21 protein-coding genes and 3 pseudogenes are annotated in these 22,211 nt (G+C 62.3%); 13 read left to right on the forward strand and 11 right to left on the reverse strand.

Annotation, left to right across the window (positions count from 1 at the left end):
• The first annotated feature begins 91 nt into the window (after positions 1-91).
• The 3 genes from ABD719_RS03175 to ABD719_RS03185 all read left to right on the forward strand — a co-directional run bounded on the left by ABD719_RS03175 (position 92) and on the right by ABD719_RS03185 (position 2,480).
• Positions 92-748 carry a hypothetical protein gene (locus ABD719_RS03175; RefSeq protein ID WP_344691910.1) on the forward strand — a complete coding sequence of 219 codons (657 nt, stop codon included), beginning with the start codon at positions 92-94 and terminating at the stop codon, positions 746-748.
• Positions 749-759: 11 nt separating this feature from the next.
• Positions 760-975: a hypothetical protein gene (locus ABD719_RS03180; protein WP_344691911.1), complete on the forward strand. Its 216-nt coding sequence runs from the start codon at positions 760-762 to the stop codon at positions 973-975.
• Between the two features lie 101 nt (positions 976-1,076).
• Entirely contained in the window at positions 1,077-2,480 is a 1,404-nt protein-coding gene (locus ABD719_RS03185; RefSeq protein ID WP_344691912.1) for a hypothetical protein, read from the forward strand.
• 240 nt (positions 2,481-2,720) lie between these two features.
• Here ABD719_RS03185 and ABD719_RS03190 read toward each other — a convergent pair whose 3' ends face one another.
• Entirely contained in the window at positions 2,721-3,677 is a 957-nt protein-coding gene (locus tag ABD719_RS03190; RefSeq protein ID WP_344691913.1) for a bifunctional helix-turn-helix transcriptional regulator/GNAT family N-acetyltransferase, read from the reverse strand.
• 78 nt (positions 3,678-3,755) lie between these two features.
• Here ABD719_RS03190 and ABD719_RS03195 point away from each other — a divergent pair, with 78 nt between their 5' ends.
• Positions 3,756-4,220, forward strand: coding sequence for a GNAT family N-acetyltransferase (locus ABD719_RS03195; RefSeq protein ID WP_344691914.1), 465 nt, complete (start codon positions 3,756-3,758; stop codon positions 4,218-4,220).
• Positions 4,221-4,435: 215 nt separating this feature from the next.
• Here the strand turns inward: ABD719_RS03195 and ABD719_RS03200 are convergent, their stop codons facing one another.
• On the reverse strand, positions 4,436-4,804 hold the full coding sequence (locus ABD719_RS03200; RefSeq protein WP_344691915.1) for a winged helix-turn-helix transcriptional regulator: 369 nt from the start codon (positions 4,802-4,804) through the stop codon (positions 4,436-4,438).
• A gap of 107 nt (positions 4,805-4,911) precedes the next feature.
• Between ABD719_RS03200 and ABD719_RS03205 the strand changes: the two genes are divergently transcribed.
• Positions 4,912-5,658 carry an NADPH-dependent F420 reductase gene (locus tag ABD719_RS03205; protein WP_425567093.1) on the forward strand — a complete coding sequence of 249 codons (747 nt, stop codon included), beginning with the start codon at positions 4,912-4,914 and terminating at the stop codon, positions 5,656-5,658.
• A 51-nt stretch (positions 5,659-5,709) separates the two neighbouring features.
• Here the strand turns inward: ABD719_RS03205 and ABD719_RS03210 are convergent, their stop codons facing one another.
• The 3 genes from ABD719_RS03210 to ABD719_RS03220 all read right to left on the reverse strand — a co-directional run bounded on the left by ABD719_RS03210 (position 5,710) and on the right by ABD719_RS03220 (position 8,861).
• Entirely contained in the window at positions 5,710-6,702 is a 993-nt protein-coding gene (locus ABD719_RS03210; RefSeq protein WP_344691916.1) for a zinc-dependent alcohol dehydrogenase family protein, read from the reverse strand.
• Positions 6,703-6,857: 155 nt separating this feature from the next.
• Complete coding sequence (locus ABD719_RS03215; RefSeq protein WP_344691917.1) at positions 6,858-7,847, reverse strand: zinc-dependent alcohol dehydrogenase family protein; 990 nt, start codon at positions 7,845-7,847, stop codon at positions 6,858-6,860.
• A 27-nt stretch (positions 7,848-7,874) separates the two neighbouring features.
• The gene (locus ABD719_RS03220) at positions 7,875-8,861 is read right to left on the reverse strand and encodes an LLM class oxidoreductase (protein WP_344691918.1); all 987 of its coding nucleotides are present in this window, start codon (positions 8,859-8,861) and stop codon (positions 7,875-7,877) included.
• A gap of 123 nt (positions 8,862-8,984) precedes the next feature.
• Between ABD719_RS03220 and ABD719_RS03225 the strand changes: the two genes are divergently transcribed.
• Positions 8,985-9,914, forward strand: a complete 930-nt coding sequence (locus tag ABD719_RS03225; RefSeq protein ID WP_344691919.1) for a LysR family transcriptional regulator — start codon at positions 8,985-8,987, stop codon at positions 9,912-9,914.
• A gap of 272 nt (positions 9,915-10,186) precedes the next feature.
• Here ABD719_RS03225 and ABD719_RS03230 read toward each other — a convergent pair whose 3' ends face one another.
• A complete protein-coding gene (locus ABD719_RS03230; protein ID WP_344691920.1) occupies positions 10,187-11,527 on the reverse strand; it encodes a sigma-54-dependent transcriptional regulator in 1,341 nt (446 codons plus the stop codon).
• On the reverse strand, positions 11,524-13,266 hold the full coding sequence (locus tag ABD719_RS03235; protein ID WP_344691921.1) for a sensor histidine kinase: 1,743 nt from the start codon (positions 13,264-13,266) through the stop codon (positions 11,524-11,526). Before ABD719_RS03235 ends, ABD719_RS03230 begins: the two co-directional genes overlap by 4 nt.
• 163 nt (positions 13,267-13,429) lie before the next feature.
• On the opposite strand from ABD719_RS03235, the gene ABD719_RS03240 reads away from it, so the two are divergent.
• From ABD719_RS03240 to ABD719_RS03260, 5 genes are read left to right on the forward strand one after another with little or no spacing between them, the layout of a single operon-like run.
• Complete coding sequence (locus ABD719_RS03240) at positions 13,430-13,753, forward strand: hypothetical protein (RefSeq protein WP_344691922.1); 324 nt, start codon at positions 13,430-13,432, stop codon at positions 13,751-13,753.
• 11 nt (positions 13,754-13,764) lie between these two features.
• Entirely contained in the window at positions 13,765-15,042 is a 1,278-nt protein-coding gene (locus tag ABD719_RS03245) for an SDR family oxidoreductase (RefSeq protein ID WP_344691923.1), read from the forward strand.
• Positions 15,035-15,508, forward strand: coding sequence for a DUF2269 family protein (locus ABD719_RS03250; RefSeq protein WP_344691924.1), 474 nt, complete (start codon positions 15,035-15,037; stop codon positions 15,506-15,508). The genes ABD719_RS03245 and ABD719_RS03250 overlap by 8 nt, the downstream gene beginning before the upstream one ends.
• Positions 15,502-16,038 (forward strand): DUF4166 domain-containing protein, encoded by a 537-nt coding sequence (locus ABD719_RS03255; RefSeq protein ID WP_344691925.1) that lies wholly within the window; start codon positions 15,502-15,504, stop codon positions 16,036-16,038. Before ABD719_RS03250 ends, ABD719_RS03255 begins: the two co-directional genes overlap by 7 nt.
• Positions 16,031-16,432: a thiol-disulfide oxidoreductase DCC family protein gene (locus tag ABD719_RS03260; protein ID WP_344691926.1), complete on the forward strand. Its 402-nt coding sequence runs from the start codon at positions 16,031-16,033 to the stop codon at positions 16,430-16,432. Before ABD719_RS03255 ends, ABD719_RS03260 begins: the two co-directional genes overlap by 8 nt.
• A 266-nt stretch (positions 16,433-16,698) precedes the next feature.
• On the opposite strand, the gene ABD719_RS03265 is transcribed toward ABD719_RS03260, so the two are convergent.
• Positions 16,699-16,974 (reverse strand): hypothetical protein, encoded by a 276-nt coding sequence (locus ABD719_RS03265; protein WP_344691927.1) that lies wholly within the window; start codon positions 16,972-16,974, stop codon positions 16,699-16,701.
• Between the two features lie 7 nt (positions 16,975-16,981).
• The gene (locus ABD719_RS03270) at positions 16,982-17,902 is read right to left on the reverse strand and encodes a hypothetical protein (protein ID WP_344691928.1); all 921 of its coding nucleotides are present in this window, start codon (positions 17,900-17,902) and stop codon (positions 16,982-16,984) included.
• Here ABD719_RS03270 and ABD719_RS03275 point away from each other — a divergent pair.
• A pseudogene (locus ABD719_RS03275) lies at positions 17,902-18,613 on the forward strand (IS5 family transposase). The gene ABD719_RS03270 and the pseudogene ABD719_RS03275 overlap by 1 nt on opposite strands.
• Before the next feature lie 96 nt (positions 18,614-18,709).
• Here the strand turns inward: ABD719_RS03275 and ABD719_RS03280 are convergent.
• The gene (locus ABD719_RS03280; RefSeq protein ID WP_344691929.1) at positions 18,710-20,167 is read right to left on the reverse strand and encodes an O-antigen ligase family protein; all 1,458 of its coding nucleotides are present in this window, start codon (positions 20,165-20,167) and stop codon (positions 18,710-18,712) included.
• Positions 20,168-20,761: 594 nt separating this feature from the next.
• Between ABD719_RS03280 and ABD719_RS03285 the strand changes: the two are divergent.
• Positions 20,762-21,585, forward strand: a pseudogene (locus ABD719_RS03285) (IS3 family transposase); the annotation flags it as partial.
• 29 nt (positions 21,586-21,614) lie between these two features.
• Here the strand turns inward: ABD719_RS03285 and ABD719_RS03290 are convergent.
• Positions 21,615-22,211, reverse strand: a pseudogene (locus ABD719_RS03290) (integrase core domain-containing protein); the annotation flags it as partial.

Consider the following 22,211-nt stretch of genomic DNA (forward strand, 5'->3'; position numbering starts at 1 on the left):
TCTACCTACCCCCCGCTAGGGTCGCTCTCCGGTTTGGCGTTATCGGGGTAGGTGGACCCTTGCGGGCCTGCCGGCATGTCAGACGTGCGGCATGACCTACGAGGACGAACGCAGACTCGACTTTGCCCGCCTGCGGGCAGCAATCGACGGCACCAGCGAGAAGTTGGAGGCGAAGATCGCGGCAGAGGCGCGACAGGTACAGGAATTGCGCCGACAGGCGCACGCCATGGACAAGCGCCGGGGCGGGGTGGGCTCCGTCGACGCCCGGAAATACGCGCTCGGCTCGGTGCTCGTGCTGATCGGGCTGGGCGATGTCGACGACACCGCGCTGCTCGGCCTGCTGAGCCAAGCCAGCCAGGTCTCGCAGCTGCGCGACCGTCTCCACGCCAAGGACAGCGACGGCGGGTTCGCCGATCGGGTGAAGGCACTCCTTGCCGATTCCGCGATCGGGCCATGGTGCCGGCAGTGGGGCTGCGTCCTGCAGTGGCGTCACCGCGCGCCGCTCTACCACGCCGAGGTCGAGCGCTTCCTCACCTCTGGCAAGGCCGATCCCAGGGCGGCGTGGCGCAAGCGCGACATCACGGCCGGGCAGTTGTTCCTGATCCGGACGCTGGAAGAGCTGCTCGGCAGGTATTTTCCCAATCCCCCCGGTGCGCCGCCCACGCGGGGCGACGCCTTCGACTGGATCCACGCCCATGGCGGCAACCCGGCCTATTGGCAGGAGCCATCCCTGCCACCTTCGCTGTGAAAGGACCGACGATGATCGACATGCCACCCGACCTCGACGACGCGATCGCGCTCTTTGCCGAGAAATCAGCCAACCTCGACGCCGCCGTGAAGAAGGTCGAGGAGGATCAGGCACTCGGGCGCAGTGGCATCTCGGCCTATTCCCGGGCCAAGATGCTGCGCGACGAACTCGAGGTGTTCGGCCGTTCGCTGGAGGTGCGCATCACCGATGCGCTAAGCAAGCTGTGATGAAGGAGATCCGCCCCAGCCGCGACGAAGCGCGTCGCACCCGAACCGCCCGCGACAAGGAAACCCGCCAGCGTCACAAGGCTGCCTCCGCGAAGAAGACGGTGACGTTCCGCGATCTGCCGTCGCTCGTGCGACTGGTCGTGACGGGCCAGGAAGTCGACGTGGACGAGGCCGTCCACTGCCTCCATCACGAAGTCTATTATGGCGGCATCGCCAAGGCGGACTTCGCCGGCACGATCTTCGCGCTCGCGCTGGCGGATCTGACGCGACTGCCGATGGGGATACTCGATCAGAAGAAGGAACTGCTGCCGGGCAGATACCTGCCCGACAGCATCGACGCGTTGCGCGATCACGCCGAGCGCATGATCAGCGCGTCGCGCAACCAAGACCTGATCGAGACAGTCGCCGAAGGATGGCCCGGCCACGGCAGCGGCGAGAGCCGCCTCGCCGGTCATCTCGCCAATCTCTGGCAGATCCACAGCGATCATCCGCCGCTGTACCGCGCGCTGGTCATGGGTCGCCATCGCCCTGTTATCCAGGCGCTGCGCGATCGGCGCTATGCGGGGATGAGTGCCGCCGCGGCAGGTCTGATACAAGAATCCGATACGCTCGCGCGTATCCGGCGGGCGCTGGAATGTCAGACGCTGCTGTGGTGCGCGCATGACGTGCAGATGATCCTCGCCCGCAACGCCAGGGCTGCGGCTTTCCCGCTCGGCGATATGCTGTCGTCGGACAAGACGATCGTCGAGCCCGCCACGGTGCTGGCAGAGGCGCGACCCATGCGAGAGACGCTGATGTCGGTCCTCGACGCCTATCGCGCCCATCAAGAGTCCGGGATGGACGATCGCGCCGTCAACACGCTCATGGAGGAAGATGGCATCGTCCGCAGGCTGCGCCTGCAGGTCCAGCGACAAGCCGAACAACGCGGGATCGACCCCGAGCGAGCGGCAGATCGTGTCGCCGTGCTGATGGACAGGGTTGCAAGCCGGGTACAGGGATCGAACGATGCATTCCTGCAGGCTTTGGCAACTCCGGCGCGTGCATATTCCAGCCCCAAGAGCTTCCATGCCGCATGGTTCTCTGGACTGTCCCCCTTGGCGTCGTCGGGCGTCGCTGTGATCCGCTATCTTCAGGCCGAGACGCAGGTCGCCGCGCTCATCGACGAACTGCTGCCGCTCGCGAATGTCCGCCGTGCCGTCCGGGATCGTTTGGCGCTGCCGGCCTTCGACGAGCGCGACATGCCCAGGGGCTGGAAAGCGCGGTCCCGCGATCTGCTCCATGCCTGGCGAAGCGCGGTGCTTGGCGACAAGGACCTGCATTCGCGGTCCGTGCCCAGCGATGGCCGTGACCCTAAGGCCGGCAAGCAGCCGCTCGAAGCGGCAATCGCATTTCTTAACCGCGCCGGTGATCGCAGGATCGGTGACGATCACGGTGACCAGCATTGTGAGCGCCGGACCTTCTACCTGCTCGACGTCATACCCGAGCATCGGCTGGCCTGTGGTTGATCGACGGATGTGAGCACCGTGCCGACCTCGGATGATCGGGGGCTCGCCTAAAACTACCTCGTCAGACCTCTGTGCGACTTTCCCGATTTCCCGTGCCTAATTGGCCATTTCGGGGAAACTCAATCGGGAACAGATTATGAGAAAACACGCTCTTGGCGAAAGACGGCGCCACGCCACGTGGTAGATTGTCTCGTTGGAGCTTCCTTTATGGGAACATAGCGGCCCTTGGCTGGCACAGTGCTATGCGCTCGCGCGATTGTAGCGCATGGCAACGTCGCACCTGGCGTAGCGAGCGCCGTAATCTGCCATGATGCCGGGATCGTGCTGGAAGCCCAACTTCTCATAAAGGTGAATCGCTGCTGCGCAGCGGCTGTTCGTCAAGAGGTATAGGGGATCGGCACCCAGCGTCTGAGCCTTCGCTATTACGGCGTTCAACAGGAACTCGCCGGCCTTGAGCCCTCTCGCGGCCTTGCGAACCCCCATCTTGGTCAGCTCGAAGCCGGTCGTGCCGGTCTTCTGTAGCGCGCACGTTCCGATGATCCCCATTCCTGCCGCTTCCACGAACAGGACAGCACCGCCGGGGTCGATGATGCTGGCACGCGGATTCTCCAGAGTCTTCCGGTCCGTCTCTTCCATGCGGAACATGTCGGAGATCCATTCGGCGTTGATATCGTGAAACTCTCGGGCGAGATCGTCAGAATAGTCGCGAATGAACAGCACCTCGGGCCGGGCCTGCGCTGCCAGTTGATCGAGCGGGGTTGACGCGAGCGCGTCTTCCACGTCAGCGAGGATCGCCAAAAGCTCTTCGGAGCGTCCGTCCAGAAGCTGATCGACGGCCTTGGTGACGTGCGGCCAGACGAAGAGTTTGGCGCGGGCGATCGCGGCGACACCATCGTCAGTGAGCGATATGGTCCGGTGTCGCTGATCGCTGCCTGTCTCCGCCTGCACCAGCCCCATTTCCACGAGCTGACCGACGCCCCGCGTCACGCCAGGCTGACTTATGCCTACCGCTTGCACGAGCTGGCCGATCGTCAGGGCGCGGCCGTCCAAAGCCACGAGCAGGGGCATATGGGCGGGCTGTACCTTTAGCCCGGCACTGGTGATGACCCGTGCCGCGCCGGCCTGCATCCGTTCTCCTAACCTCTTCAGCCGACTTCCCAGGAAGCCCGCGCCCATTTCGCGGATCACATCGCTCATAAAAACCCCATTGCCTGATATATACCGCGCTATATACTAGCGATGGCAAATTGGAAGTGGGAAAGGCGTCACGGGATTATGGCGATCATCAGGCGTGCAAAGTTTCCGGCGGACAGCTTCGCTGTTCTCGGCATCTGGCGGGAGTTCATCGCCAACTCCCCGGTAAATCTCGATTATCAGGACAACGAAGTCGAGTTCGCGACCTTCACCGAGAAGTACGCCGCTCCCAAGGGCTGCGTGCTGCTCGCGGAGGCGGCTGACGCGATCGAGGGGTGCGTCGCCATGCGACAGGTTACTCCTGCCATATGCGAAATGAAGCGACTGTATGTCCGTCCTCGTGCGCGTGGTCAGCAGCTAGGCCGCGTGTTGGCGGAGCGGCTAATCGGGGAGGCTCGTGCCGCTGGCTACCGCGAGATGCGGCTCGACGTGCATGGGAAGTTTGTTCCAGCCCGCACCCTGTATGCGGACCTCGGCTTTGTCGCGGCCGAGCCCATCTCTTTCAATCCTGTCCCCGGCGCTTCTTTCCTCGGGTTACACCTCTAAGCAATCGAGGTCGGGCTTTCCCAAAATTCGATCGATTCCCAGAACGCCCCGGCCATCTCGCTGGCCGTTCGTTTGTGGGAAAGCAAGATTGGCGGCGTTCGCGATGCTAGCTACGTTAGGTCCAATCTCGTGCGGGCATTCTGACGCGTGGTTCTGACGCCAGCGACCTGCGGAAGTCCGCCGGATGAACTTAGACTGTTAGGACCGGCCCGCTCTTACGCCCGGGCGGGCACCGCAGCGCCCCGTCGCATGAATGTCCAATCGATCAATGCTTCGATGGATGGGCCGAGCGCCAAGCCTATTTCGCTAAGTGCATATTCAACTCGGGGCGGAACTTGGGGGTAAATCGTACGAGTGACGATTCCGTCTTTTTCTAGCTCTTTGAGCTGCTGGATCAGCATCTTCTGGTTCACGCCTTCGACACGTCGTTCCAGCTCCGAAAACCGCAAGGGTACTCGTGCAGCGAACAACTGGAAGATAATCACCATCTTCCACTTGCCTTCGAGCACGCGCAGGGCCTCGCCAGTGGCCGCAGCCCAGACAAGCTGCTGCTGTGGATCTTCGCACTGCCAGTCACGCTTCATGTAAGCTTACCTTTTGGTGGGTAACCCACCTTTTGGTAGGTTCTTGTCGCTTGTAGCACCTAGCCATAGCTTCCGATGTGACGCAATGATCGCAGAGGAACGAGCGCATGAAGATTGGTATTCTTGGAACAGGCCACATCGGCAAGACACTCGTCGTCAGGTTAAGCGAGGCTGGCCATGAGGTGAAGGTCGCCAACTCGCGCGGTCCCGAAACGATCGATGCTGAACTGCTGTCGGCAGGCGCGCGGGCCGTTACAACCGAGGAGGCGCTGGCCGATGTAGAGGTCGTCATCCTTTCCATTCCGCTGAACCGCATCGCCGGTATCGCACCGCTGGTTGCTCGCCTGCCTGATGAGACGGTCGTGATCGATACCTCCAACTACTATCCGTTTCGCGATACGACGATCGCGGCGATCGAAGACGGGCAGGTCGAAAGCCTGTGGGTGGCGGAGCAGCTCGGTCGTCCGATCGCAAAGGCATGGAATGCGATCGGTTCTGCGTCGCTGGCGAAAAAGGGCAAGCCGGCAGGTACATCGGACCGGATCGCCATTCCGGTCGCGGCCGACCGTGACCGGGATGGGCAGATCGCGATGACTCTGGTCAACGATACCGGCCTGGATGCGTTCGATGCTGGCTTGCTTGCGGACTCTTGGCGCCAGCAGCCAGGGGCGCCAGTCTATTGCACGGACTTGACCCATGCCGAAATCGGTGCCGCTCTTGACGCCGCTGAGCGGGACAGGCTTCCAAAGCGACGTGACCTCGGCGTTGCCGTGATGCAGGAGCGCCTTGGTGATGGCACCACGAACCCTGACGAGGAATGGGGTGTCCGCCTAGTACGCGCGATCAACATGTGACCACAGCTGGAATGCGGTGCCGGCTCCCGAGCGAGCCGGCACCGTTGCTCCTTAATCGAGCGTCAGAACAATCTTGCCGAACTGGGTGTTCGACTCCAGGTAGCGATACGCGTCGACGACTTCCTCGAACGGGAAGGTGCGCGCGATTTGCGCCTGGAAGTTTCCAGCGCTCAGGCCTTCGTTGATGAAGGCCTTGGCACGTTCCAGCTTGGCGTTGTCGCTGGTGACTTCGATGAACTCGTAGCCGCGGATCGTAGTGTGCTTGCCAAGGATGTGCATGACCGGGATCGGCGTCGCATCCTGGCTGAGAGCGCCGTAGATGAAGACGATCGCGTCCTTGCTCGTGCCCTTGATGATGCTCTCGAAATCGGGGCCCGTGACCGGATCGAACACCACGCGCGCACCGTGGCCACCGGTAAGGGCGAGGATCTCTCGCTCGAGGTCATGTTCGCCCATCTGGAGGATGTGCGCAAAGCCGGCGTCCTTCAGCTCCTGGACCTTCTCACCCTTGCGGGTAATCCCGATCGGGGTAGCGCCGACATGCTTGGCGATCTGCATGGCGGCGAGGCCGACGCTGCTGGACGCCGCGCCAAGCACGACGAAGTCGCCGGCGCCGAGCTTTGCGATGTCGATCAGTGCGCCCCAGACGGTGGTGAAAGGCATCCAGGTGGCGGCTGCATTCTCCCAGCTTACGCCCTCGGGGAGCTTTACGACTGCGCGGGCCGGTGCGATCGCCAGATCGGCAAACACCGCATATTCGTCGAACATGAAGGCCGGAATGACTGCAACGCGGTCGCCTTCAGCGAAGCCTTGGACACCCGGACCGACCGCGTCGATCGTTCCAGCAGCCTCGTAGCCGAAGGTCGCAGGGAACTGCGGCTCGATCACATATCGCCCCGTGCGAAACATGCTGTCGGCGCGGTTGAGGCCAAGTGCGCGAACGCGAATACGGACTTCGCCGGCCTTGGGCTCCGGGGTCGGAACCTCGTCGATCTTGAGAACTTCGGGACCGCCGGTTTCGTGGAAGCGGATAGCGCGTGCCATGAGGATATGCCTTTCCGATCGGCGTCCGGGGCGGACGCCGTTGATGCAGTTGAAAAAATGAGGGGGTCAGGACGAGTGCCGAACCTGACCGGGACGCCGTGCGGCTCACCGAAGTTGCGAAGGACATTCTTGCGCTCCGCAACTTCAGGTATTTCTCAAAGGGTGACGACGATCTTGCCGATCTGCTCGTTGGATTCGAGGAAGCGGGTTGCCTCCTGGATCTGGTCGAACGGGAAGGTCCGCGACACCAGCGGGTCGAGCTTGCCGCTCTCCAGACCCTCGGTGATGAAGGCCTTGGCGCGCGCGAGCGCGTCGTCATCGCCGACGATCTCGGTGTAAAGGTAGCCCTTCAGGGTCAGGCTCTTGCCCAACACAGCGAACTGCGGGAACGTACCCTCGTCCGGGCTGAGAGCGCCATACTCCAGCAGAATGCCGCCGACAGCCATAACTTCCGCGAACTGGGCGATCGCAGGACCACCGATCGGATCGAACACCACGCGGGCACCCTTGCCGCCGGTGATCTCGTTCACGCGCGCCGCTAGGTCATCTTCCGCAGTGGCGATGACGTGATGCGCGCCGGCATCGAGCAGCGCCTGCGCCTTGGCGTTCGTGCGGGTGGTCGCGATCACGGTCGCGCCGACGCTGCGGCCCATCTGGATCGCGGCAATGCCAACACTGCTCGATGCGGCCGACACGATGAGGACATCGTCAGCGGTGAGCTTCGCCTGATCGATCAGTGCGCCCCAGGCCGTGACATACTTCATCCAGGATGCTGCTGCCTTCTCGAACGAAAGGGCGGCCGGATGCTTCACGACGTAGCGCGCCGGAATGTTGATGACCTCGCCATAGGTGAACCAGCGCGACATATCGAGTGTCGGAATGACGCTGACGGCGTCGCCTTCAGCAAAACCGGAGACATCGCTGCCCGTCGTCTTAACCGTCCCCGCGGCTTCGTAACCGAGGTGCGACGGAAAGTTCGCCTCCTGCAGGTAGGCGCCGTTGCGGAACATGACTTCCGCACGGTTCAGGCCGATAGCGCGAACCGCGATCTGCACTTCGTCCGCGGCAGGTGTAGGCACCTCGATGTCGTCGATGCGCAGCACATCTGCGGGACCGTATTCGTGGAAACGTACAACGCGGGTCATAGGTCGTTCCTTTCGTAAAAGCGCCGGTCAGCCGGCATTGAACAGGGGCAGGACGTGGTCGCCGAGTTCGTCCATCATTTCGGAGGCCGAGCGCCGAGCCATCTTCAGGTTGAGCGCGACATGGCTCACCCCGAGGTCACGTTGGCGCTTCCACAGCTCGATCAGCGCCTTGCGACCGATCGACAGGCCGCGCGCCTTCCGGAGCGGCGCGTCCGGATCACGATCGAGATCGAAGAACGTGCCATAGCCATAGGGCTTGAACTGTCCGCCAGGGATCGCAGCCCGCCAGTTGGCGACCACGTCACCCAGGCGACTGAAGTCGCTTTGATGCCAGATCCAGCCATCGCTATTCTCTGCAAGCCATTCGACGCTCTGACCTGCCCGGCCGACCGTGATGATCGGCAGGCGGTCGCCGATCGGCTTCGGCACCATATCCAGCGAGCCGTCGAGCGTGCCGAAGTGCGTGGAACGGTGACGGGGAAAGTCCTGCTCGGTAACAGCGCGGATCATCGCATAAGCGTCACGGAAGCGATCGGCGCGGCTGTCGAAGTCGATACCGAAGACGGGATATTCGACCGGACGATCACCGCTGGATAGGCCGAGGATGAATCGGTTGCCCGTCAGATGGCTAAGCGTTGTGGCCTGCTTGGCAATGGCAAGCGGATCGCGCAGCGGCATGACGATCCCGGCCGTGCCGATCGCGATCCGCGTCGTGACCGCCGCCAGAAAGCCGGCATAGGCGATCGGATCGAAGACCTGGCCGAGATCACCGAACGATGGATCGTAAAACGGCACATCGCGCAGCCAGATCGCGGAGAAGCCAGCCTCATCGGCTGTGCGAGCGAGCGCCAGATGATCGCGCATCGATGGTGCTGGCTGGTCGGGGTAGCTCTCGAGCGGCGCGATGAAGCCGAACGTCAGCGTTCCCGGCTGGAATACGCGCGAGAAGCCAGCATGGGTCTGAAACCCTTCGGTCCCATACGTCTTGGGCCTCTCTGCCGTCATGGCCGCCATGTTCGCCTTCCTCACTAAAGCGACCGTACCGCCTTGAGGAAGCTAGATAGGCACCGCCTCTGGTAGGCAGAAGCCATCAATCTAGAACTTGATTGTTAGCGATCCGGACAACAAGCTCACGGAATGGATTTCCCGCAGCAGCTTAGCGTTTTCGTGGCAGTCGTAGACAACGGCAGCTTCTCCCGTGCAGCGGAAGCACTTCGAATGGCGCGCCCCAGCGTCACGAACGCGATCAATGCATTGGAGGCGACGCTAGGTGCGCGGCTTCTCCAGCGTACGACGCGGCGCACCAGCCTGACCGCCGAGGGGGAGCGCCTTTACGACCGGGCAACCCGCCTATTGAACGACATATCCGATACCCAAAACCTGTTCGGCGCAAGCTCTGTCGCGCCGCAGGGGCGATTGCGCGTCGACATTCCCGTGGCGCTTGCCCGCCCCCTCATCATCGATCGCATAGCGGAGTTCAGAACGCTCTACCCGGACGTCGACGTCATCCTTGGGGTGAGCGACCAGCCCGTCGATTTGTTAGTGGATGGCGTCGATTGCGTGCTGCGGATTGGCGAACTGGCGCCCACCAGCATGATCGCGCGCAAACTGGCCTCGATTACAATGGTGGTGTGCGGGTCGCCGGCCTACCTTGCAACGCACGGCACACCAAACACAGTCGAGGACCTCCGGCAGCACCAAGCCGTGAATTACTTTGCGGGGCGCGGTTATCGGCCGGTCGCCTGGTCGATGCCCGGAGGCATCGGGATGCCGCAATTTACCTTGCGAAGCGGGATCATGGTCAATGACACCGAAGCATTCGTCTCTTGCGCGCTGAACGGGTTAGGCCTGATCCAGGTGCCGGGGCTCGTGGTTGCAGAACATCTGGCGAGCGGGAAGCTGGTCGAGGTCATTCATGCAATGCGGACAATCCTATGGCCGCTTTCAATCATGTATCCCAATCGGCAGCACCTAGCGCCACAAGTGCGCGTATTTATCGATTGGGTGACGAATGTAGTAGCTTCATCGGAAAGTGAGTGGCTCCGTCCCGGCAAAGCCAAACAATAACGGTGTTGCCCGTTTCGCAACGCGGCTCGTGCTAGCTTCGATTCTTAAAATACCATCCCAAACGAGACGGCTCAAGAGGGGTCATTCACTCCCCAGGCAACACCGCATTGGGGATCAGCGTCGCGGGAGCCAAATTTCCCAACAATCTGAGTGCCCAGTTTCGTCCGATTGGGTGCACCATTCACGCAAACCCGCAAGAAAGCTGGGGTTTAGCGAACCCCATAGGGGACTATCTGGGAACCAACGCGGCCGCGATCCTGATCGCGCCGCAGTCAGCGTAGCCCCATCCGGTCCATCTTCTTGAGCAGGCCGACCCGCGACAGCCCGAGTTCGCGGGCGGTGTGCGTGTGGTTGTGGCCGGTGCGCGCGAGTGCCTCGACGATGCGGCGGTGTTCGAGCGCGGCAACCTCTTCGTCCAACGTTCCGAAGACGGCGTGGATCGGTGCCGCGGGAACGTCACCGACGGCAAAGGCAAGATCGGCCGCGCCGACAATTACGCCGGCCGCTGCAGGCATGGCTAGAGCTGCCGCGCATTCGACTGCGGCACGCAATTCGCGAACGTTACCAGGCCAGTTGCGTGCCGTCAGCCAGTCGAGTGCATCGGGAGCGAAGCTTCCTCGACCCTCGCTCGCCCGACGCAGGAACATGCGGGCCAGAAGCGGCAAATCGCTCATGCGGTCGTCGAGCGATGGCGTTCGCAGGACGACGCCTTTCAGGCGGTAGAAGAGGTCCTCTCGGAAGCTGCCGTCCGCCACCGCAGCGGCGAGATCGCGATGGGTAGCAGCGACGATGCGGACGTCGGCCATGCGCGGTGCCCGCGCGCCGACCGGCTGATAGCTGCCATCGGCAAGGAAGCGCAGCAGCTTCACCTGCATCGCGGCCGGCATCTCGCCGATCTCGTCAAGAAACAACGTGCCGCCGTCCGCGGTCTCGATCAGGCCAGGGCGATCGCCCGTGGCTCCGGTGAAGCTGCCCTTCAGATGGCCGAACAGCTCGCTTTCCAGAAGCTCGGCTGGCACCGCGCCGCAATGGATCGGCACCAGTGGCCGGGCAGCACGTGGTGACATGGCATGAATTGCCCGTGCGACCAGTTCCTTGCCTGTGCCGCTCGGCCCGAGCACCAGTGCGGGCAACCGCGTCGGCGCGACGCGGCGGATCAGATCGCGCAACGCCGTCATTGCGGACGACGCGCCGACCAGACCCATATCCTCATCGCCGCCAGCCTGCGCCTTGAGCATCGTCACCTCTCGCGCCAGCCGCGCGCGTTCGAGCGCACGGGCGACGACCACGCGCAACAGGTCGGGATCGACTGGCTTGGCGAGGAAGTCCCATGCGCCCGCCTCGACCGCCTTCAACGCCAGTGCATGATCGGCATGGCCAGTCATTACCACCACGGGTGCCGGCGCGAACGCCGCGATCAGCGCCAGTCCGGCCTCCGGATCATGGTGCGGCGGCATGGCGAGATCGAGCAGAACAAGGTCGAAAGGCTTGGCCGCGAAGGCCGCACGCGCGGCATCGCCATCGCCCACCACCTCGACCTCATGACCCAAGCCACGCAGCCAGGCGCCGGTCAGTCGCTGGAACGCCGGTTCATCGTCGGCAAGCAGGATCATGGCGTCGCTCCGAAGGTGAGACGGAAACAGGTGGACCATCCGCTACGATGGGCAAGCGTGACGGTGCCGTCATGCGCTTCCATGATGCGGCGGACGATCGCGAGGCCTAGTCCGGTGCCCCCGGGGCGTCGGGACACGAACGGACGGAACAGGCTGTCGGCAATCTCGGGCGCGATGCCAGGGCCGTTGTCGCACACATCGAGGATGATCGTTGGCCCAGGTTCCGCGAATATCGCGACCCGTGTGCCGAGCGCGCGGGCATTGTCGACGAGGTTGGTCAACACGCGCATCAGTGCCTGCCGGTCGGCGAAGAGTGTCAGGTCGTCGGGGACGTAGGTATCGATCCCGAACGCTGCGACCAGATCCGACACGCGCACCGGCTGCGGCGCGATGGTCCAGGCGCGCGCATAGTCGAGGATGTCGGTGACGAGGTGGTTCATGCGCGCGACCTGTTCACCAATCTCCGCCCGAACCTCGGCCGGGGCGCCGGTCGCGGCCATCTGAACGATGCCGAGCGGGTTGCGCAGGTCGTGCGCGATCGTGGCCGCCAGCGCGCCGATCTCGGCGAGGCGCGCCTCCCGCTCTGCCTCGACCAGCAAGTGCGCGGCAGCGAGGCGGCGCGCGCTCTCCGCGACGATGATCGCGAAGCGCTCGGCGACGTGGCGGGTAGCGGGTGGGGCCTCGTCCCAGCCGACCAGCGTCACCGCTTCTCCGGCGACGGTGAGCGTTGGACCATCGCCGGGCAGGCTCAACCGCCGCGTCAGCAGGGCGCGTGCGGTATCAGCCAGCGTCGTCTCGTCCGCCGCAGCCGCCAGTTGGTCGCGCCACTGCGCGACGTCTTCCTCGCTGACCCGCCCGCCGGGGAAGACAAGGCGATCCACAAGGCGCTTCAAGGGCGCCAGGATCACCAACCCGAGCGCAAGCGTTGCCGCGAGCGCCGCCCAGGTTGCGAACAGACCCGCCGGACGCCCGGCAAGCGCGAGCGGCAGCGAGGCGATCAGCGCGCTCGCCGCGCCCGCTCCTGCCACCAGCAGCAGCCAGACCAAGCCGCGTCGCGCCCACACGTCCGCGGCCATGAAGCGGTGCCGCAGGATGCCGTAGACCAGTGCAACCGAATAAAGCGGCAGCAACAGGACCGGCCAGGGATAGGCGTCGATGCCGAGCGCAGGGAAGGCGAAGCCGGTCAGCGCGATGAGGCCGATCAGGCTGGAGACGAACACCGCGCCGGCCTGACGCTGGTGCTGGCCAAGTTGTTCGCGCCAGGTTCGCGCTAGCCGCAGATGACCGGCGATCGACAGCAGCGCTGCCGCCATTAGTACGCCCCAGCCTACTGGCGAGGGTATGAACATGCCCGGAAAGCTACGCCACGGCACCACCTCGCCAACGCCGAACACGAGGCCGACCAGCGCGGCGAAGGCCGCGATCGCATAGCTGGCGATCGCCACGGGCCGCAGCGCGCCGCACAGGGCAAAGGCGAAGACGAGATGGACGAACGCCGCGGCCGGCAGCGGCGACAGCGCGACCAGCCTCGTCGTGACCGACGACGCATCGGGACCGAGGATCGCGGGCAGCGCCTGCGCGACGCTCCATAAGGCAACGCCGCCGAGAAAGATGGCAAGCAGCGTCGATCCGGGTAGGGCCTTGGCGCGCAAGGCAACGAACATCGCGAGGAGCGCACTGGCAAGCGCGGTCAGCGACAACGCGCCGATATAGGCGAAAAGGCCGACAGCCGTATCCATCGTTGACACCATAGCAGGGCATTCCGTTCACTGCGTTAACATCTACGCGTATCTGTTTCGTCGGGAAGCGCGCATTTTCGCCATTCTCCGCAACTGGCATGCCATTCGCATAGCACCTCCCGAGCCGGGCGATCGTCGCACGGCGCTCGAAGGGAGACTGTCCATGTTGCTACCGATCGCAGCCCTGCTGCTGACCTATGCATTGACTGCATTGATCGCGATTCTTGCCGCCGTCGTCCTGTGGCGTCCCTTGTCGATCCTGCTGGCCGAACTTTGCGGCACTGAGCAGCGCTCGCGTTTTTGGGCAACGTGGTCGACGGTGATGATGGTCGCCACCCCGCTGCTGTTCGTGTCGGTGCGCAGCATTGCCACCAGCCCGACCGATCTGGTGCAGGGCACGATGACCAGCGCCTTGTTCGGCGTGCTGCTGGCGCTTGCCGGCATGGGGTTCGCGGTCTGGAGCCGCACGCCCCGCGCCGACGCGTGACGGATCCGACGATGCATGTCCTCATCATCGGGGCTGGCGGCTTCATCGGTCGCCATCTCGCGGGCCGGCTGGTGGCGGAGGGCGTGCGCGTCACCGCCGCCGGCCGTGCCCCGGAAAGACTGGAGCGGCTGATCCCTGGTGCGGCTGCCCTGCGCTGCGACCTGACCCAAGACGACATCGGTGACTGGCGCAGGCGGCTTATCGGGGTGGATGCTGTGGTGAACTGCGCCGGGCTGTTCGGCGACACGCGCGGCTACGCGGATGTTCACGAGCGCGGACCGGCGGCGCTGTTCGACGCCTGCCGTGCGACTGGCGTGGGCCACGTCGTCCAGATTTCCGCGCTGGGCGCGGATGCGCGGGCCGCCAGTGCCTATCACCGCAGCAAGGCCGCCGCCGACGATCATCTGGCCGCGATCGACCCGGCCGGCAGCGTGATGGGATGGACGGTGCTGCGCCCGTCGCTGGTGATCGGTCGCGGCGGACGAAGCAGCGCGCTGTTCGCGGCGCTCGCCGCGCTGCCGGTCATGCCGCGTCTCGCGCAAGCCGGAGGTCTGGTGCAGCCGATCCACGTTGACGATCTGGTCGAGGTCGTCATCCGATTGCTGCGCGCACCGCTGCCACTGGCAAAGCGGCTGGATGTCGTCGGTCCGCATGCGATGACCACCGACGCGCTGACCGCGTGTTTCCGCCAGTGGCTGGGTTTGCTGCCCGCGTGGGGCTTTACCGTGCCGCAGCTGGTGCTGGCTGCGGTTGCGAGGATCGGGATTGGACCGGTCACCCGCGAGGGTATGGCAATGCTCGCCGCCGGCAACGCCGCCGCGTCCGCGCCCATGGTCCTTGCTACCGGCCATCTACCGGCACCCTTGCACCAGGCATTGGCGCGCCACCCGGCGATCGATGCCGATCTTCGTCAGGCCCGGCTCGTGCCAGTGGCACCCGTCCTCCGCCTGATGCTGGCGCTGGTGTGGCTGGCCGGGGGAATCGTCCCACTCGTCTTCACGCCGCAGGCGACCAGTGCCGCATGGTTAGCTCGCGTCGGCCTCACCGACATGCCGGCCACTGCGGTTCTCTGGGCCGGCTCGATGGCGGACATCGCGATCGGCCTGGCGCTGCTCGTTCGCAGCCGCGGCGCGGCGCTCGCGGGCATCGTGCTCATGACCGCCTATACCCTGATCCTGACACGCATCGCGCCCGAGCTGTGGACCGATCCCTTTGGCGCGCTCGTCAAGAACGCTGCTGTCCTCGGACTATCGCTTGCTGTCTACGCGCTGGAGACCCGTCATGGCTGACTATCTGCTGCTCAAGACCGTCCACATCCTGAGCTCGACCCTGTTGTTCGGCACGGGGCTGGGCACCGCTTTCCACGGCTGGATGGCGAACCGTTCGGGCGACGCAGCCGCGCGCCGCGTGGTCAACCGCAACGTCGTAATCGCCGACTGGCTGTTCACGACGCCGGCGGTCATCGTCCAGCCAGTGACCGGTGTGTGGCTGGCGCAGATCGCCGGCTTTCCCTTGACGACGGGGTGGTTGGCGGCGTCCATCGCGCTTTACCTGCTGGTCGGCGCCTGCTGGTTGCCGGTGGTGGCAATCCAGATCGAGATGCGGCGCATCGCCGATCGCACGCCGGTAGGCGTGCCATTGCCGCCGCGCTACTTTCGCCTCTCGCGGGTGTGGTTCCTGCTGGGCTGGCCGGCGTTTATCGGGGTCATTGTCATCTTCTGGCTGATGGTGACCAAACCGGAGATCGCATGGTGACCGTGCCGCTGTTCCGCCGCCTGCTCGGCCCCGCGATCGACACGCTGCCGCCAAGCCTGCGCGCCGCCCACGATAGTGACCAGAATCAGCGCTGGTCGGGGCGCGCCGAGGTCGAGGCGAGCCGCACTGCGTTGGCTCGGCTGCTCTGCCGGATGATGCGACTGCCTGCGCCGGGATCCGACGTGCCCGTCACCGTGACCTTCGAGCGCCACGGTGATCGCGAGCGCTGGTATCGGGATTTCGCTGGCCGCCGCTATGAAAGCACGCTGTCCGAACGGCGCGGCTTGATGATCGAGCGGATGGGGCCCGCCACCAACATCTTCCGCGTGTCCGTGGAAGACGACGCGCTCCGGCTCGACCTAGTCGGCTTCCGCTTCTTCGGCATCCCGCTGCCCTCGGCGCTTCGGCCGCATTGTCATGCCAGCGAGCGCGAGCAGGACGGCCGCTACCTCTTCGACGTGCCGGTCAGCCTATGGTGGTTGGGACGCATCATCCGCTACACCGGCCGCTTGGAGCGCCACCATGACTGAGGGGCACCCGATCATCCTGTTCGATGCCGAATGCGTGCTGTGTTCGGCCAACGCGCAGTTCATCCTCCGCCACGACCGCGCTCGCCGCTTCCGCCTTGCGGCCACGCAGGGCGAGGTCGGTGCAGCTCTGTTTCGCCGTCACGGCATCAATCCCGCCGATCCCGACACTATCATCGTTGTCGATGGCGATCATGCGTTGCGCGACAGTGATGCGGTGATCGCCATCTATGCTGGGCTTGGCTGGCCGTGGCGTGTGGCGGCGGGGGCAAGGATCGTTCCCCGCGCGCTGCGAGATCCGGTCTACCGGTGGGTGGCGCGGCACCGCTACCAGCTCTTCGGCAAGCGGGCGACGTGCTGGCTTCCACATCCCGAGGATGCGGATCGCGTGTTGTGAAAGTTGCGCCGCTCTAACAACGAAGGCCGCTTGGCGGTCGGGACACGTCCACCCTCAGCGGCGGGAGATCGAAATTCTCCAATGATCTGAGTGCCCAGTTTCGTCTGATTGGCGGCACCATGTTTTCAATGACTTAGCAGGCGTTAGCCACCCTCCAGCGGGGCCGCGGTCATTTCGGGCAACGCCCGGATAATAACCGGAACGAATGTCACCGCCAGCCAGCCGAGCGGCGGCGCGACGCCAGCCCTAAGCGTCGCGCCCGGTCATCAATGCAGCGCCACCGACGGCCACGGGTTGGAAAAGGCCGAGAGGATCGCGCCGGCTCGCACCATAAGCGAGTAGCGCCCTTCGGCGGTGTCTAGGAGCTGTTCCTGTCCGATCGGCATCACCAGATCGAACGCGACCCGCGCCGCCTCTTGTTCGCCGCCGATGCCGACAATATCGACCAAGGCGTCTAGGGTGTGTTCCCGGTCATTGACCGACAGATGGAACAGGCGGCGGAAAAAATCCGATGTTAGACCGGGTGGGAGCATATCGATCATGCGGGCCTCAGGGTTGAAGGTTCTGATTTGCGGCTGCGCCTTGGGAATATTGCCCGTCAACTATGCCGGCGCGGTTACCGGGTTCGTTCGGGGCTTCCTCAGCTGCGATTCGTGCCGGCACCGATCCGGCCGCGCCTTGCCCGAAAGCATCCAGCAGCCGGCTTTGCAGCGCCAGCACGTCATTGGCGATCGCCGGTTCGGCGCGGGCGATAGCGGATAGCGCGGCGACGTGCTGGCGCTTGGCTGGCAGGTTCGGCTTTTTTGGCGCCCGTGCGAGCCATTGCGCCACGCGCCGGCTGGATAGCAGCTTGCCCGCGCCAAACTGCCCGGCGACAGACATGATGCCAGCGAGAGGATTCGAGTAGAACGTCCCCAGCGTGACGGCGGCGTTACCTCCTAGAGAGGTCTTGGAGGTGTTGGCGTATTTGGTCGATCCCTTCATGCCGTCGGCAATGCGGACCAGATCGTTCACCGCTTGGCGATGCTCCCCCGTGAAAAGCGAGGATTTGGCGCGCTCACTCAGCTTCGACCATTGCGTCATGAATTCAGCCGGGGAGTAAACCTGTTGCGTCAAGTCCTGCTTGCCGGCGCTGGCGAGCCCCAGCCGGTCGAGGGCGGTAGCGCGAATCATATTGGCATCATCATCCGGCAGCGAGCGCATCAGGCGGGCATATTTGATCGCATCGCCGCCGCGCTTTGACGCCAGCGTCTCCATTGCCCGGTATGCCGCGTCCGGCGACTTGGTGAGGTCATCACCCAGCACGGCGGATAGCACGCCCTCAATGCGGTTCTGCCGTCCGCGATAATAGGCGTTCGCCCGGCGGAAGGCTTTGAGGGCGTCCGGACCCTGCGCCGCCGCCGTGGCCTCCATGTCCGTACTCAGCGAGCCGTAAAGCGCCTTCAGCGCATTGCGCGGCGTGGGCGGCAATCGAGCCGCATCTGCCCAAGAACCAGCCCGGCGCGCGACGGGTGGACGACCGGCGGGTGATCTCGGGGATCGTGCATGTGCTGAAGGTCGGCTGCCGCTGGTGCAACTGCCCAGCCGATTACGGGCCGTCGACTATGATCTACAACCGGTTCAACCGCTGGTCGCGCCGTGGCTTCTGGCTTAAACTGCTCGATGCGCTGGTGGATGCCGGCGTGCTCACGAAAAGTACCGTGATCGACAGCACATACATCAAGGCGCAACGTGCGGCCTTCGGCGCACAAGGGGGCGCCAGGTCCAGGCGATCGGTCGCTCGCGCAGTGGCTGGACGACCAAGGTCCACACGCTCACCGATGTCATCGGCCGTCCCTATGCCCTGCTGCTGACGGCCGGCAATGTCAGCGACGTAAAGGCCGCGCCCGCGCTTCTCGAACGTGCGGGCCGAATGCGTTACCTCCTTGCTGACAAAGGCTACGATGCCGACCGGCTACGCCGATCGCTCCGCGACGCTGGAGCCATTCCTGTCATTCCCGGACGACGAAACCGCAAACGCACCATCCGCTACGACAAGGACAGGTACCGCGGCCAACACCTGATCGAAAACGCCTTCTGCCGTCTCAAAGACTCCCGCGTGTTGCCACCCGCTATGACAAACTCGCCGCCAACTTCTTCTCAGGCGTCGCCATCGCAACCGCGCTCGCCTTCTGGCTCTGATTGAGTCTCAGCCCTAGCATCTGGGCTTCGCTAAACGTCATCGTGTAATAAGGGAAAATATCACCTCCTAATCGTCTATTTTATACATGATCAATACTATGAGTTAACTATAGGATTTTCATGATAGTGAGTAACTATTGCATTGCTTAGTGCGAATAGTAAAAACATTATTAGAATGACACGATAGTCAGTTGGGATGAACGGAAAAATCGAAATGGCGGTAGCGACGACGCCAATCCCTAAATGGGCAAGGCTACCGGCGCCACGAGAAGCAGCTAACCGTCTTCCCGAAAACGTGTTAATTCCTTGAATTAGTAATGAACTTATAAATAAGAACAATCCGATTAAGCCAGAAAAAAGTGCAATAGATAGATAGCCGTTGACGAAATCTACTATACCTTCTCCTTGTTTAAAAGCTGCCATTTGCTCGGCTACAACGGGGATGGGCTGGCCTATCAGAGGATGGCTTTTTACAATTTCAATACCTAAATCACTCATCTGATCGCGATATTCTACACTACCTTTTGCATCTGAAGAGAAGCCTACAATGCCAGCAAATTTATCGTCTATTTGAGCGTATCCAAAAATCAACGCTATTACTATAGCAACAGCAGGAATGTATCCTGCAAACGCTTTTGTGCCGCGTTTAGAAATTATAATAGCAATGCTACCAATGATAGCTCCTAGCCAACCTACTCGAGCCTGCATGGCAAATAGACCCATAGCTACAATGCCAGTAGCAAGGCGATGACCAGTCTTGGTTTTAAATAAGCTGCTTGATGCAAATGTAACGACAAAACATAACGCTAGAACCGCACTGGAAAGAGGTGGGTTCATTGAGGGACCTGAGGCCCGCAATAGACCGCCGCGCATTTTTACATTTGCATTCATTAGGGTTCCAAAGCTTGTACCATAGCCTTGGTATACTGGCCAAACCAAAAAGCTTTCAAAAATAGCTATTGCTGACACAGCTACCGCTGCAACAATAATAAACATTGTCATATTTTTTACGCTAGCTGCATCACGCAGTGAATTTCGCACTAAGAAATACGGCAGCAAATACGCGATCATACTCTCAGTAATATGCCGAATAGAATTCGTAACCGAAGTGTTACGAGCAAATATAAAAACGATAACTGTAACAATAACAAATATTGTTATATCATTAGTGTGCTTGCGGCGATTAAAACTTCCTTTCCATGACAAGCTAGCAATCAGTAATCCCAAAATTACGGCAGTAGCCACTGAAAAAGTAATCAGTTGTAGTGAGCCTATCATTAGTGTTATACTAATGCCAGGCAATGTAATAATAAGAAAAATTGCAATTCCTGGCGCGTTAATACGTCTTCGCCCATAATACGCCACGGTAGAAGCAATACCCGCAAATGCTAACCAAATTTGGCTAACGCAAAAAATTGCTAAAGGTATAGCAGTTGCTAAGATAGCTATTTTATCAAATTTTCTAAATGGTTTTTTAAGTAATTTTCCTAATAAAAATACTGCTAGTGTAGTTAATGCTACTATGATAAAGCCGATTTTTGCAAGATATATCACGGCTAAATATCCATCTTTTTAGATAGCGAGATTAATACTAATTTATAAATTATAATAAAATTATATTTGCTAATAATGCCTGCTATGGAAGGGTAAAGCCCTCGGCGAACTTGCTGTCCATTGCCGGAGGATAGCGGCGAAATAGCAATTAGACAACGCCCTCGCATAGCCGGGTCCCGCTACCTATTCGAACGATCAACCCAATTATATGGCATTTAAGCGTTTGGTGCCTCTGATAGGGCACTAAGACTAAAACCCAATCGGCGAGTTGAGAAGGCCGCGCTTTTTAGCTCATGGTAGCATGGACCAAATGAAATAGGCCATGTCGCTGTTCTGGTGGTCGGACGAAGCACGGGCGGCAATCAACCCACATCTGCCGAAAAACCAGCCGAGCGTACGACAGGTGGACGATCAGCGGGTAACGTCAAGCATCGTGCATGTAAAAAAGATTGATTGCCGCTGGTGTGACTGCCCAGCCCACTATGGTCCGTCGACGATGTAAAGCCGGTTCAACCGTTAGTCGCGCTGGGGTTTCTGACCTGCTCCCCAGAAATCATGCCATTGGTAAGTTAGCTCGTCAGATGGAGACGAGTGATGCGGCGAGGCCGATTTACCGAGGATCAGATCATTGGGGTACTGCGAGAACATGAAGCTGGCGTGAAGACGGCCGACCTGTGCCGCAAGCACGGGATCAGCGACGCGACGTTCTACAACTGGAAGGCGAAGTACGGCGGGATGACCGTGTCGGAAGCGGCGCGGTTGCGGGCGCTCGAGGACGAGAACCGCCGGCTGAAGAAGCTGCTGGCGGAATCGATGCTGGACGTGTCGGCGCTGAAGGATCTGCTGGGGAAAAACTGACCCGGTCTGGAGATCGCTACGCTGCGGTGGAGAAGCTGATGGCCGACCACGGCTTCTCCGAGCGTCGCGCCTGCAGGCTGATTGGGGTCAACCGGTCGGCATGGCAATATGAGCCGCTTCGCGGAAAGGACGAAGCTGTGCGCGAGCGGATGCGCGAGATCGCCAACGAGCGCCGCCGGTTCGGCTATCGCCGGCTGGCGATCCTGCTCGGGCGCGAGGGGAAAGGCATGAACCTGAAGAAGGTGTATCGGCTGTATCGCGAGGAGCGGCTGACGGTGCGCAAGCGCGGTGGCCGCAAGCGCGCGCCTGGCACGAGGGCGCCGATGGCGATCCCGCAGGAACCCAACCAGCGCTGGTCTCTCGACTTCGTGTCGGATGCATTGGCCTGCGGCCGGCGGTTCCGCGTGCTCAACATCATCGACGATGACAGCCGGGAGTGCTTGGCGTGCATCGCCGACACCTCGTTGTCAGGTCGGCGCGTGATGCGCGAACTCACCGCCATCGCCGAACGCCGCGGGCTGCCGTGCATGGTGGTCAGCGACAACGGCACCGAGTTGACCCCCGCCTTTCGTCCAGCGGCAACCAGAGACCGACCGGTGTTGTCGCGCATGAGCGCAGGTGAAGCAACGGGCGGGGTTAACCCCGCCCGTTGCTGTTCGAGTTCGGCGGCGAACGCCGCCGGGGTGGCGTCGCCGAGCGAGGAGTGCGGCCGCTCGGTGTTGTCGTCATCGACCCAGCGGGCGAGGATGGCCCTGGCCTGGCCGATCGTGAAGAACAGCGTCTCGTTGAGCAGTTCGTCGCGCATGCGACCGTTGAAGCTCTCGACGAACCCATTCTGCGTCGGCCTGCCGGGCGCGATGTAATGCCACTCGATGCCGACATCGCCGCACCATGCCAGCACCGCGTTCGACGTCAGCTCGGTGCCGTTGTCGCTGACGATCATCTTGGGCGCCCCCCGCCTGGCGATAAGATCGTCCAGCTCGCGCACGACCCGTCGGCCCGAGATCGACGTATCGACTACCGCTGCCAGACACTCGCGCGTTACGTCATCAACGACGTTCAGCACCCGGAACCGGCGACCGGTGGCGAGCTGATCGTGGACGAAGTCCAGACTCCAGCGCTGGTTGGGCAGCGCCAGCACGGGCGCCGGTGCTCGCGCGCCAACGGCCCGCCTTCGTCCCTTCCT

The sequence above is a fragment of the Sphingomonas cynarae genome, from assembly GCF_039537815.1.
Classification (GTDB): Bacteria; Pseudomonadota; Alphaproteobacteria; order Sphingomonadales; family Sphingomonadaceae; genus Sphingomonas; species Sphingomonas cynarae.